Here is a 13592-nt window from a genome sequence, read left to right as displayed (position 1 = left end):
AGAATCATTATATAAATGATTCTGAGATAATTGCTTTTAAATTTACAAATATTTAAAACGTAGTGAATTAAAAAAAGTAAATTTGTAAATTAAATAGTATTAATAATAACTCAAAGAAGATGAAGAGATTTTCGAGTCTGTTTGCCATCATTATTTCGGTCATGGCATTTTCGCAGCAACAAGGAAAACTGAGAAAAGTAGCTACTGTAGGTTTTTTAAATGTAGAAAACCTGTGGGACACTATCCGTTCAGCGGATTATATTGATGGAACCAAGGACATTAAAAATCCCGCTTTTCACAGAAGTATTCCTATGGATTCTATCAAACTTCTGGAAGCTGAAAAATATGATGGACCATGGAGTGACGGTGCTTTAATTGGTAAAAAGGTAGTAAGAGAACAAGGTGGTTCTGAAGAGTTTACCCCAAAAAGTGCAAAAAACTACGGGACTAAGATTTATAAAGCAAAATTGGCCAATGAAGCCAAAGTAATTTCTGAAATGGGAGCACAGTATACCAAAACAGCTCCTGCAGTAGTGGGATTAATTGAGGTTGAAAACAGACAGGTCATCCAGGATCTGATCAACGAACCCGCTTTAAAGAAATATGATTACGGGATTATTCATTACAACTCTTATGACTACAGAGGAATTGATGTTGCATTGATTTATCAGAAAAGAAGATTCACGCCTACCAATTCATTAAAAAAAGAACTGAAAATATACGGTGACAACGGAAGAAGAGAATATACAAGAGATATTCTTGTTGTAACAGGGTTTTTAGATAATGAAAAAGTGGCATTCTTTATGAACCACTGGCCTTCAAGAAGAGGAGGTGAAGCGATTTCTTTACCTAAAAGAAATGCTGCAGCCGCTTTATTGAAACAGCAGATGGACAGTATAAGAGCTGCAGACCCAACAACGAAGCTTTTTGCAATGGGTGACTTTAATGACGATCCTGTAAGCCCGAGTTTAAAAAACCACCTGAAAGCTCAGGCAGCACCTAAAGATTTAAGTGAAGAAACACCATACCTTAATCTGATGTATCCTTTATATAAGAAAGGAGTGGCATCTCTCGCCTATCAGGATGCACCGAACCTGTTTGACCAGATTATTGTTTCTAAAAATGTAATTTCAGATCAGGTAACTAAAGAATATTCTGTGTACAAAACAGAAATTTTCGCACCGTCTTATTTAGTTAATAAAGAAGGAAATTATAAAGGCTATCCTTTCAGATCCTGGAATGGAGACCAGTTCACAGGAGGTTACAGTGATCACTTCCCGGCATTTGTAGTTCTCCAGAAAGAACCATAAAAAAGTTAGGCACTCTTATTGGAGTGCTTTTTTTATATAAATACCTTCATCATGAAAAATATTATTTTATTGGTATTGATCGCATTGATACCTTACAGCTGTTTTTCTCAGGAAACACCAAAGAAAGATAAAGAACAACATGAAATGAAGCCTTCTAAAAACGAAGACGGAGAATGGGATCTCACGGTTATTGATACGCAATTTGATTATTTTTTGAACGCTGTTGCCAAGCCCATCAGCCAGTATACAGAATCATATCTGAAGACAAAAAATACATTTCTGGTGAACGAATGGAACAGTTATTATAATTCCGGGAGATACAGAAATATCATAGAATCCGGAATAGATTATGATCCGCAGGAAAAGTACGGGATCAAGTTTGAATATAAGTTATATCAGGTCTTTGTGTATGTAAACTGGAAGTATAAGCTAAGATTGAATGGATTGTCCGGAAGCGATGCCATAAGATAAATTTTAAATACTACTCAATAAAAAAGGTTCAGAACAATTCTGAACCTTTTCATTTTTATAATAGTTGAAAATTATTTATTGAATAATTCTTCTACTTTATCCCAGTTTACTACTTCAAAGAATGCAGAAACATAGTCAGGTCTTCTGTTTTGGTAGTTTAAATAATAAGCGTGCTCCCAAACATCTAATCCTAAAACCGGAGTTCCTTTAACGTCTGCTACAGGCATTAATGGGTTGTCCTGGTTTGGTGTAGAAGAAACAGATACAGAACCGTCAGCATTTTTTACTAACCAAGCCCATCCTGAACCAAATCTTGTTTTAGCAGCATCAGAAAAATCAGTTTTGAATTTTTCAAGACCTCCGTAGTTTTCGATAGCAGCTTTTACATTTCCTACAGGCTCTTTGCTTCCTCCTGGCGTTAAAATTTCCCAGAATAAAGAGTGGTTGAAGTGTCCTCCTCCATTATTTCTTACTGCTGGTTTGTCAGTTCCTGTCTGGCAGATTTCTTCAATAGTTTTTCCTGCTAGTTCAGTTCCTTCAATTGCTTTATTTAAATTGTCAATATATGCCTGGTGGTGTTTTGTATGGTGGATTTCCATAGTTCTTGCATCAATAGTTGGCTCTAATGCATCATATGCATATCCTAGTTTTGGTAATTCAAATGACATAATCTTTATTTTTAATGTTATATTCCAAAATTAGCCAATATTTAAGGTATTATCAAGGATTGAAGATTACTTTAATAAATCTTTAACATTGATACATTGATTTAGAATGAATTAAGTTTTAATTTTTTTTATTTACAACCAACAAAAAGCACGAACCAAATGATCCGTGCTTTTCATTTAACAATATTAAATTAAATTTATTTATTCATAGACATCAGGAATTCTTCATTGTTGAGAGTTCCTTTGATGTTCTTATTTACAAATTCCATAGCTTCTACAGGATTCATTTCAGAAAGATATTTTCTGAAGATCCACATTCTCTGAGAAGTCACTTCATCAAGAAGAAGATCATCTCTACGGGTACTGGAAGAAATTAAGTCAATAGCAGGATAAATTCTTCTGTTAGCAATTTTTCTGTCTAGCTGAAGCTCCATGTTACCAGTACCTTTGAATTCTTCAAAGATTACTTCATCCATTTTAGATCCTGTATCAATCAATGCGGTTGCAATGATCGTCAGAGATCCTCCTCCTTCGATTTTTCTTGCTGCTCCAAAGAATCTTTTCGGCTTGTGAAGTGCATTGGCGTCTACCCCACCGGAAAGAACCTTACCTGATGCAGGAGTAACTGTGTTGTATGCTCTTGCCAATCTTGTAATAGAATCCAGTAAGATTACTACATCGTGTCCACACTCAACCATTCTCTGTGCTTTCGCAAGAACAAGGTTAGCTACTTTCACATGTTTTTCAGCTGCTTCGTCAAATGTAGAGGCAATAACTTCTGCATTTACACTTCTTTCCATATCAGTAACCTCTTCCGGACGCTCATCAATCAAAAGAACCATCATGTATACTTCCGGGTGGTTGGCTGCAATAGAATTAGCAATATCTTTAAGCAACATCGTCTTACCTGTTTTAGGCTGTGCAACGATCATTGCTCTCTGACCTTTTCCAATAGGTGCAAATAAATCTACAATTCTGGTAGAAATGGTAGATCCGCTTCCTGCTAAATTGAATTTTTCTTCCGGGAAAAGCGGAGTAAGATATTCAAAAGCAACACGGTCCTTGATAAATGCAAGGTCACGTCCGTTAACTTCTGTAGGTTTTAATAATGAAAAATATTTTTCACCTTCTTTTGGAAGTCTTACAATTCCTTTAACGGTATCTCCGGTTTTTAAACCATAATTTCTGATCTGTGCTGTAGATACATACACATCATCTGGAGAAGAGATATAGCTGAAGTCTGATGAACGTAAAAATCCGTAGTTATCCGGTAAAATTTCCAAAACACCTTCAATGCTTACCAATCCATCGAAATTGAATTCTTTTTTATGGTCGTGCTGCTCCTCTGCCTTTTCAGAATGTCTGTTTTGATTCTGATTTTGGTTTTGATGCTGCTGGTGTTGTTGGTTCTGGTTTTGATTTTTATGTTGGTTTCCACTATTCTGTGGATGGTTGTGTCCTTTTTGAGGTCTGTTAGCCTGTTGTTGAGGATTGTTAGGCTTTTCTTCAGCCTGAGCTGGCTCTTGAGATTCTATGTTTTTTGGAGCTTCTGTTTTTTCCTGAGATACTTCTGCATTACCTGCATTGGTAGAAACTCTTTTTCTTTTCTTTTTAGCCTGGGCGCTTGCTGCAGATTCCTCTGTTATTGCAGCTACTTCAGCTGTGGGTTCTTCCGGTTTTACTTCTTCAGAAGCGGGTACCTTTTCTTCTACTTTAGGTTCTTCTGCCGGAGCTTTTGTATTTGTGTTTGTATTTGTTTTTGGCTTGGCTGCTGGTTTCTTCGGAACAGCTTTTCTTGCCGGGGCTTTAACAGGTTTATCTGCTGGGGCCTCTTCAGTAGTTACACTGGTGGTTTCTGTGGCGTTGAAATAATCTTTTGCAACTTTAGGGTTAGAAGCCTGAAAGTCAAGAATAGCAAAGATCTTGTCATTTTCATTGCTGGTTCTTGCAACTTTAACGCCCAAATCTTTTAAGATTTTAGTCAGTTCCGTTACGGATTTTGACCTTAACGTTTCTATGTTAAACATATTTATGTAAAAATGTAATTAATTGTGAGTAAGAAAAGTAAGTCCGGTGACTTTGGTTTTCAAGTACATTGTATAATGCAAATCTACACTTATTTTTGAATTGTGCAAAATTTATGTTATTTTTGCCAAGAATTTAATATTCAATGCTACAGAGAATACAAACTATATGGACGTTATTGGCAGTTTTAGCTGCTGTTTTCCTTTTTATAACAGGACAGGATGTTGTCATTTCCGACAGTATTCCTTTACTTAATATGGGCAGTATCGTGCTTGTAATCATTGGAGCATTAAGTATTTTTAGTTTCAAAAACAGAAAAAGACAAATTTTGCTGAATACTATCAGCATCATTATAAACGTTTTGTTGATTGGTGTATTGGCGTACTGGTTACTAAACTTATCCGGAGGAATTCATTTTCCTGAGAAGGGTATTGAGCCGATTTTCCCATTGATTGCGGTAATTTGTCTGCTTATTGCAAACATTTACATCCGTAAAGATGAGAGGCTCGTAAAATCTGTAGACAGACTTCGATAGCCTTACAACGATTTTTTGAGTGAGAACAGCTTCTTTTTAGGAGCTGTTTTTTATTTGCCTCATATTCTTATAATTTACGTAAATTCATTGCAACTTTTTGATCAAAACCACGACAGATCATATAACTTTTAATAAAAGACAATGAAAAAGCTAACGTATCTTACTTTATCACTATTCTCCATATTCACTTTTTCCCAGGAGATTTCTAAAGAAAGGGTAAAAACAATCCTTTCCACTCTCGCTTCAGATGAAATGAAAGGCCGTGAAATCGGAACTCAGGAAAATGAAAATGCAGCCAACTACATTGCTAAACTCTTCAAAGAAAATAATCTGGAATACTGTACCGGAAAATCTTACCTGGTATCATTTGATTATAATGGGAAAACAGCATACAATGTCTGTGGTATCAAAAAAGGAAAAACAGATCAGTATCTTGGATTCTCAGGGCATTTTGATCATATTGGAACCAGTGATAAAAGTGGTGACAACATTTATAACGGAGCCGATGATGATGCCAGCGGAATCACGACTCTGGTAGGTATTGCCGATTATTTTAAAAACAAAAAGCCTGAATTCTCTATGGTTTTCATGGCATTTAATGGAGAGGAGAAAGGAATGCTTGGTTCAAGAGCTATCTCAACTGACACCAATCTGGATCATATTTATAATAAGCTGACAGCACTTTTCAATTTTGAAATGGTAGCCACAGAATCTCAGTGGGGAAAAAATGCATTATATATGACAGGAGACGGATTCTCTGACCTTGATGAACTGTTCAATAAAAATGCAGTAAACGGATTAAAACTCAATGCAGATCCATATGCAAAACAACAGCTGTTCTACCGTTCAGACAATGTAAGCTTTGTAAAAAAGAAAATCATTGCCCATTCATTCTCTACAGTAGATATGACGAAAGCATCTCATTATCACCATGAAAATGATGACATCAACATCGTAGATTTTGATAATATGACGCAGATCATTAATAACTTTGGAAAAACTCTGGATAAATTGAATCCTAAAAATTTTGCTCCAAAGTATAATGACCAGGTGAATTTTTAATTAAATCATTATATCAAAACCGCTGTTTCAGCGGTTTTTTTTTTATGAAACAGCAAGACCTTCTTATCTTCTATTTTTATGTCATAATCAGGTTTAATTTATTCAAAAAACAAGGCTTAATAACACGGAGTTGTAACAAAAAGACATTTTTTGAAACTTATCCATTAAAGTAAAACAGGATTAAGGACGTCTTATCTTTTAATTTTACGTAATTTTGCTATCCAATTTTTTCATTGAATGAACCAATATATTAAAATACTGAAGTTCGCAAGACCTCACCAAAAATACATCTACGGAAGCTTGTTTTTCAACCTTATGTATTCTGTTTTTCAGATTGCTTCCTTAGGAACTATTCTACCGGTTTTGGGAATGCTTTTCGGAACCATTGAGGCTAAAAAATACACCCACCCACCTGTTTATTCAGGAGAGATTTTAGATTTTTTCTCTTACGCAAAAGAGTATGCCAATTATTATGTTCAGAGCTTGGTAACTGAGCACGGAGCACTTAATGTTTTGGCCTGGCTTTGTGTGATAACAGCTTTTATGTTTTTACTGAGAAACCTTTTCAGATATTTAGGTTCGTTTTTACTGATCAATTATCGTGTAGGCGTTACTCAGGACCTTCGTGGAGCGATGTACAGAAAGATTCTTTCTTTACCCGTTTCCTTTTTTACAGAAAGCAGAAAAGGAGATCTGATGTCCCGTATGTCAAATGACGTAGGTGAAGTTGAAGGTAATATTTTAGGAAGTTTAGTAGAATTGATCAATGCACCTTTTATGCTGATAAGCACATTGGTGACTCTTTTCTTTTTAAGTACAGAGATGACTCTTTTCTCCCTTCTGGTATTACCGGTAATGGGAACTATGATTGCTTTAATAGGAAAAAGCCTGAAAAAAGACTCTCATGAAGCCCAAAATGAAATGGGAACTATTTTCTCAATCGTAGATGAAACATTGAAATCTACAAAGGTGATTAAGATTTTCAGTGCAGAAAAAATAATGGACAACCGTTTTATGCAGTCAATGCAGAAATGGATCAACAGCTCTATAAGATTAGGTAGAAAAAAGGAACTTGCATCTCCGATGAGCGAATTTTTAGGTTCGGTTACGTTCTTAATTATCGCTTGGTATGGGGGAAAACAAATCATTGTAGAACAAAGTATTTCCCCTGCAGATTTCTTGGTTTTCCTGGGAATTTTCTTCCAGATTTTACCTCCTGTGAAAAGTTTGTCTCAGTCAATTTCGAATGTACAGAAAGGAGAAGCTTCTCTTGAAAGAGTTTTAGCAATTCTGGATGCTGATGTGAAAATTGATGAAATAGAAAATCCTGTTTCCATCTCAACATTAAATCATTCTATCGAGTTTAATAATATTGGCTTTTTCTACGATAAAGACCATACAATTCTTAAAAACTTCTCACTTTCTATTCCAAAAGGGAAAACAGTAGCTCTTGTAGGGCAAAGTGGAAGTGGTAAAACAACCATTGCCAATCTTTTAGCAAGGTTCTATGATGTTTCTGAAGGAGAGATCATGATTGACGGCACCAATATTAAACATTTAAAATTAGATGAATACCGCAAGCTTCTGGGTATGGTAACCCAGGAATCTGTATTATTTAATGATTCCGTTTATAATAATATCCTGATGGGTAAACCTGATGCGACAAGAGAAGAGGTGATTGCTGCCGCAAAAATTGCCAATGCAGATGCATTTATCACAACACTTCCTGAAGGATATGATTCCAATATCGGAGATGATGGCGGTAAGCTTTCCGGAGGTCAAAAGCAAAGAGTTTCTATTGCGAGAGCAGTATTGAAAAACCCTCCAATTATGATTCTGGATGAAGCAACCTCTGCGCTGGACACAGAATCTGAAAGATTTGTACAGGATGCACTGGAGAAAATGATGGAAAACAGAACTTCTCTGGTAATCGCCCACCGTCTTTCAACCATTCAGAAAGCAGACTGGATCGTAGTGATGGAAAAAGGCGATATTGTAGAGCAAGGAACACATCATGACCTGATCGCGAAAAAAGGAATGTATAACAAGCTTGTTGAGCTTCAAAATTTCGACTAATATTTTAATTCAATTAAAATGAACCCTATACAAGAGTATTTCTACAGAATCGAAGAGCCTGAAAGAAGTACTCTTTTATTTTTACGTGATTCTATTTTAGCTTCAGATCCGGAAAATATTACAGAAACATTCAGTTTTGGGCTTCCGTTTATCAAATACAAAAAGAAAATGCTGTGTTATTTTTATTACAGCAAAAAATACAGGAAACATTATATCAGCTTTTACCACGGTGACAAATTGGATTATCCGGAGTTGATTCTGGATGGCAGAAAGAAGTTTAAAATCCTCTTAATTGACACTGAAGAAGATCTCCCGGTAGAATTCATATTAAACCTTACAGAAGAGATTAAAAAGTATATAAAATAAAAAACTCCGGCACGAATCATCGTACCGGAGCCCTCTTTAAAAAACTTTTATCATTGTGTGTTTATTCCGCTGAATTCTGCCTGTTTAATAGCCCAGGCAAGAGCATTTGCATAGAATATTGAGTTATATACATTCATTTCATAAGCAGCAACCCCATTTCCATAATTTGGTTTAGCAATTGGCTTATAATTAGTATCTGCATAGAACGGACATATCGTATCTGAGGTATTTGGAGAAGTAACTGATCCACATTGAGAGTTGAATCCACCATCTCCTACCCAGATGAAGTTTAAAGTGTTATGTTTAAATGCAGTTACACGACCTACAGTTCCTGATGGTGAAGCCGTAGAGATGTTCGTATCTCCTGAATATACTGTAATTTCACTTGAAGGAAGTCCTGTTGCATAGGTTGTAGAAGAAGCATCTTCTCCCCATTGCAATCCTCTTATATCTCCAAAAGGACCATTCAGAATTTCATCATTTGTCATGGGCAGTTTATAGATAGCTCCCGCGCTGTTTACACTTCCGGTATTTACTGATCCGTCAAAAATATTTCTGAAAAGATTCTGCATTCCGCTGTTACTTTCAGAATAAGCAACGATGACACCTCCTTTTGCCATATAATTTTTTAGAACCTGTGCATCTGCAGCACTCATTCCCCATGCATATCCTATTACAATTATATCTACAGGATTGGCTCCGGTTGTCCACGTCGTCAGCTGCGCAGTACTCGGGCTGTCTGTACCGTCTATAATCTGATCCCATCCTTCGTATTTTACGATGCTGTTGGCCAATGTTCCAAAATTAGCTGCTGCTTTAGTTACCATCCCTGATGGAGAAGTTCCTGACACATTATATCCACAACCGTTTGCACCAGTTCCGATTGTTAAAAGTTTTTTCTTTGGAACAACTACGATCACATTTACTGTACATGTCGTTGAAACTCCACCTTGGCTGTCCGAAGTAATTGTTATCGTTTTTACAGTCGTGGAAGAAGGTGATCCTGTACCCTGCAGCGTAATATTCTGATTTCCTGTTGCAGTAAATACTCCTGAACCACTGAAAGAAATTCCGTCAACCGTATTGGTTGTAATAGTGTAACTGCCCAATGTCGCAACATTCACAGGCAATGTAATCGTATTGGAGGCTGCAAGAGCTGTTCCTACTTTATACACCCCATTTACTGTTGCACTTCCACAGCTCATGGCATATGTTCCTGCAGGGCTTAGTACCGTAATAGAGATCGCAGGAGTACAGGTAACAGCTGTTCCGTTTGCTTCCAGTGACACGTTATCTGTCTGGATATTCTGAGGAGTTCCCTGCCCCGGAATCTGTATCGTTTGTGTTCCTGTATTTAGAAATACTCCGGTTCCGTAAAAATTGTATCCATTGGTAGTCGTTCCGGAAATGGTATAATTACCCGGTTTTGTTACATTCACAGCAATACTCAGATAATTGGAACTAGTAAGTTCTTTTCCTTTTACATAGCTTCCCATTGCTTTGGAAGTGGAACAGTCTATAGTAAAAACAGATTTACCCATCTGTCCGCAGACACTTTTCCATTCATTATCTGCAAGACTCCAATAATTGAAACAATCTTCTGTGGTATTGTAAATCGTCAAACCATCATCTTTGGACTGATTGATTGTAATAGCATTTCGCTGCGCCTCAGTTAATCTGGGAATAAGGATTCCTTTATTGTTATTTCCTGAGATGACATCCAAAACGGAATTAGCATTAGGGGTAGTGGTATTAATCCCTACCGCTCCATTATTGGCCTGAGAATAAAATTTTCCAAAGGCAAATAGCAGTGCTATCAGCAAGACTTTGATTGGGGGAATTGTAAATTTTGTTTCCATCATTTTTAAGTTATAATTGTTTAATGAGTAAAATTTTTAACTAAGTCATTTATTTAACCGTCACAAAATTATCACCCACAGACAATTACATATTATTTTTCCCTACGCAATACTACTCACGCGTAGTAAAACTCACAAAACCACAGCAAATTATGATAACATATAAGCACAACCAAAAAGTTTAGTTATTTAATTCAATAATAAATTCAAAAAAATACAGGAAACCAAAACATAAAAACCATTATCATTTATTTATAAAAAAAATAATTCAATTAAAACAAATGAAACATCAATATTATATTTTAAAAACCATTTTCCATTTGGCAATTGTATTTCTGCTTATTTTAAAATGACAGCCAAGCTGAAAATTGCTCAATCCGTTTTTTTCCTGATATCTGAGAATTTCCAAAATAGATTCTTCATCATAAGAACGAAGTCTTTGATTATTGAACTCAACTGCATATTCCGGTTCACCAAAAATCAATTGATTAAACTTTAGAATATCAATCGCTGAATGTAATCTTTCCAGCTTATTTTGAATGGTTATATCTATTAATTTTTCCGGAAACTTTTCCTTGAGAATATCAGTATAGATCTGCTTGTAATCAGGTATCATATTATAGTTTTTTCATCCATTTGTACAGGGTTGTTTTAGGAATCTTATATCTTTCAACAACATCATGGGCGGTCATTGCTCCCATTTCTATTTTTTCAAGTATAAAATTCTTTACCTCCTGGGTATAAATACTTTTCCTGAAAACTATGGTACTCCCCTTTTCTTTGAATACATGATCAATTCTTGACTGCGGAGAATACAAAATCAGATGGCCGGTATAAAATCTAAAGAAATCAAATTTTAAAAGCTTACACCATTTCATCAGCATATCCGTATCAATACTTTTTGCCTGATACATCATTTCTACATGATCTTCCGGTTCGTTCAAAAATCTGGAGATTCTTTCTATTGAAATCTGATGCTCTTCTACTTTGGTTCGGATCAGGCTCCCAATATGAATGTTCTTAATATTCATCACAATGTTTTTAAAGTAAAAATATTGACAAGAAAAATAAAAAACATCATCAACCGGCACGCAACACTACGTATAAGTAACAAAAATCGGAATTTTGTTTATATTTTAATCAAAAAGCTATTGACATTGATCTCAGAGGAGATATTCAGTTTCTTCCGGATCCTGTATTTTTTACTTTCTACAGCACGAATACTGTTGTTGGTACACTGTGCAATCTTCTTGGTATCAAAATCAAGCTTCATCAAAGCACAGAAATAGAGTTCAGAATGAATCAGATTAGGATTTATTTTTAAAATATCAGGAATAAAATGAGGGAAAAACACTTGGAATTTCTCAAAAAACATGGGTGAATTATTTTCTGCCAAATTTAAAATCTCCAGGATATTTTCTTCCGAAAGATGATTGATCAACATCTGATGCTTCATCAGTTCTGCATTTGTTTTTACCAGATCCTTGATTGTGGAATCTTTCTCTTTTTTATCGGTAATCAAACCATTAATCAGCGCATCTTTCTGGGTAATAAAAACAATATCCATCAGAAAAGAGGCAATAGAAAATAAAATATTAAGCAGCTTTATTGTTTTAAAATCTTCGGTTTCTATAAATCGGCTTTTTGGCAGGAAATCAAAATCAAAGTAAAGGCATACAATAAAGTTGATACAGATCATAAACGTAATAAAAAAGATAGATAAAGCATCTTTTTTATAATTCAAAAAGAAGGGAACGGCAAACAAAAGACAAAAATAGAAATACTCAACTCCAGCATTTTTGAAAGTATACACATTAAAAAAACTCACTATAAAAGTTAGTAAGACAAATGTAAAAATGATGGAAGTTTTCAGTACGCTCCTGAATCGCCTCGTTTTCCCTTTTATTGCCATTAAAAACAGCCAGAAAAAGGTAATAACGGTAAGAAATATTGAAATCAACATATCCCCGAAAAAAGTAATAATAAAAATGGAGTAAAACAGAAATATGAAGAACAATAAAAGCAGATATCGGTTGATAAGATTTAGATAATTGCTATCAAAATCATCATTTATTTTCTCAGCTTCATCGTTGATCATCTTAAAGAAAAACTTATAAATCATCGTGTTGTTTTTATGTTTTCACAAGCTCAAGTTGGCATTCGTACTACTGAAAGCATAAATTTTCCAATATTAATAGCTTTTAAGCAACATAAAAACTCACAAAACAAAATATCTGTTTGCAATTTTCAGTGATAAAAGAATATGATTTGTGTTTTCCCTGTTCTAATTTACTAAAAATTCAAATTAAATTATTTAACCAATGACAAAAAAAAATTAATGGTAAGACCATAAAACATATTCAGTTATCCATTTTATGGCTTAAAATAGTGAATAACTTGTGTTTTTGTAGCTGCAAAATTATTCATCTTAATGAAAAAGATTTAATCCCTGAATACGCAATATTACGCATGCGTAGTTAAACTCAAATAATCATTTTTTCAAATAAAAAAGAGAGCTGCAAAGGCTCTCTTTTGTTTTTTTATATACAATACGTATTCTTAATTTTCTTTCAGCTTGGCAATCACATCCAAACCTCCTTTTGTAATATCTCCGATCTTACAGATAATCTCAGTATCCAAAGGCAGGAATACATCCATTCTGGATCCGAATTTAATAAATCCGAATTCATGCCCGGCTTTTGCTTTATCGCCTTCATTACAGTAGAAAACAATCCTTCTAGCTACATACCCGGCAATTTGTCTGAAGACAACTTTATGATTGGTCATAGTTTGTACGGCCATAGTAGTTCTTTCGTTCTCTGTAGAAGACTTTTCATGCCATGCTACCAGATATTTTCCCGGGTGGTACTTTTTGTAAATCACTTCACCCGAAACCGGATATCTACAGATGTGAACATTCAGCGGGGACATAAAAATAGAAACCTGAATGGCTTTTCCTTTTATAAATTCATCCTCATCCACTTCTTTGATCATTACCACTTTTCCGTCCACCGGAGCTATCACGTTTTCTTTGTGATCAAGGATATTACGATCCGGAACTCTGAAAAACCAGAAAACTAAACTGTAAATAACCAACAAAGGCATAATGATCAGCAGGGACCATATTTTAAGGAAATAAATTGCTAATACGCCCAAAATGATAAAAAGTATGGTCGCAACGGTAATTGTTCCTTTTGATTCTCTATGTAATTTCATGAGA

13 protein-coding genes are annotated in these 13592 nt (G+C 35.1%); 6 read left to right on the top strand and 7 right to left on the bottom strand.

Translation table 11 applies throughout. The features are described from left to right. Window positions 1-119 precede the first annotated feature (119 nt). Window positions 120-1310, top strand: coding sequence for an endonuclease (locus tag KYG33_RS16140; protein ID WP_077413461.1), 1191 nt, complete (start codon window positions 120-122; stop codon window positions 1308-1310). A 51-nt stretch (window positions 1311-1361) separates the two neighbouring features. Further along, window positions 1362-1781, top strand: coding sequence for a DUF6146 family protein (locus KYG33_RS16135; RefSeq protein ID WP_077413460.1), 420 nt, complete (start codon window positions 1362-1364; stop codon window positions 1779-1781). A 71-nt stretch (window positions 1782-1852) separates the two neighbouring features. Here the strand turns inward: KYG33_RS16135 and KYG33_RS16130 are convergent, their stop codons facing one another. Further along, window positions 1853-2449, bottom strand: a complete 597-nt coding sequence (locus tag KYG33_RS16130; protein ID WP_047380285.1) for a superoxide dismutase — start codon at window positions 2447-2449, stop codon at window positions 1853-1855. Between the two features lie 197 nt (window positions 2450-2646). Continuing rightward, window positions 2647-4476 carry a transcription termination factor Rho gene (rho, locus tag KYG33_RS16125; RefSeq protein WP_219072065.1) on the bottom strand — a complete coding sequence of 610 codons (1830 nt, stop codon included), beginning with the start codon at window positions 4474-4476 and terminating at the stop codon, window positions 2647-2649. Between the two features lie 143 nt (window positions 4477-4619). On the opposite strand from rho, the gene KYG33_RS16120 reads away from it, so the two are divergent. The 4 genes from KYG33_RS16120 (at window position 4620) to KYG33_RS16105 (ending at window position 8513) form a co-directional block, all read left to right on the top strand. Continuing rightward, window positions 4620-5009, top strand: coding sequence for a DUF4293 domain-containing protein (locus tag KYG33_RS16120; protein WP_077413458.1), 390 nt, complete (start codon window positions 4620-4622; stop codon window positions 5007-5009). A 141-nt stretch (window positions 5010-5150) separates the two neighbouring features. Then, window positions 5151-6071 (top strand): M28 family peptidase, encoded by a 921-nt coding sequence (locus KYG33_RS16115; protein ID WP_219072064.1) that lies wholly within the window; start codon window positions 5151-5153, stop codon window positions 6069-6071. 237 nt (window positions 6072-6308) lie between these two features. Beyond that, a complete protein-coding gene (locus KYG33_RS16110) occupies window positions 6309-8147 on the top strand; it encodes an ABC transporter ATP-binding protein (RefSeq protein WP_077413456.1) in 1839 nt (612 codons plus the stop codon). An 18-nt stretch (window positions 8148-8165) separates the two neighbouring features. Next, window positions 8166-8513: a DUF1801 domain-containing protein gene (locus KYG33_RS16105; RefSeq protein WP_077413455.1), complete on the top strand. Its 348-nt coding sequence runs from the start codon at window positions 8166-8168 to the stop codon at window positions 8511-8513. A 50-nt stretch (window positions 8514-8563) separates the two neighbouring features. Here KYG33_RS16105 and KYG33_RS16100 read toward each other — a convergent pair whose 3' ends face one another. The 5 genes from KYG33_RS16100 to KYG33_RS16080 form a co-directional block, all read right to left on the bottom strand. Then, the gene (locus KYG33_RS16100) at window positions 8564-10375 is read right to left on the bottom strand and encodes a hypothetical protein (protein ID WP_219072063.1); all 1812 of its coding nucleotides are present in this window, start codon (window positions 10373-10375) and stop codon (window positions 8564-8566) included. Between the two features lie 292 nt (window positions 10376-10667). Next, on the bottom strand, window positions 10668-10988 hold the full coding sequence (locus tag KYG33_RS16095; RefSeq protein ID WP_077413453.1) for a transposase: 321 nt from the start codon (window positions 10986-10988) through the stop codon (window positions 10668-10670). A gap of 1 nt (window position 10989) precedes the next feature. Next, window positions 10990-11403 carry a transposase gene (locus KYG33_RS16090; RefSeq protein WP_077413682.1) on the bottom strand — a complete coding sequence of 138 codons (414 nt, stop codon included), beginning with the start codon at window positions 11401-11403 and terminating at the stop codon, window positions 10990-10992. Window positions 11404-11501: 98 nt separating this feature from the next. Further along, window positions 11502-12494 carry a helix-turn-helix transcriptional regulator gene (locus tag KYG33_RS16085; protein ID WP_077413452.1) on the bottom strand — a complete coding sequence of 331 codons (993 nt, stop codon included), beginning with the start codon at window positions 12492-12494 and terminating at the stop codon, window positions 11502-11504. A 437-nt stretch (window positions 12495-12931) separates the two neighbouring features. Next, window positions 12932-13588, bottom strand: a complete 657-nt coding sequence (locus tag KYG33_RS16080) for a phosphatidylserine decarboxylase family protein (RefSeq protein ID WP_077413451.1) — start codon at window positions 13586-13588, stop codon at window positions 12932-12934. Window positions 13589-13592: the final 4 nt, after the last annotated feature.

The organism is Chryseobacterium sp. D764 (assembly GCF_019317325.1).
Taxonomy (GTDB): domain Bacteria; phylum Bacteroidota; class Bacteroidia; order Flavobacteriales; family Weeksellaceae; genus Chryseobacterium.
This window is presented reverse-complemented; position numbering and strand designations above follow the sequence as displayed.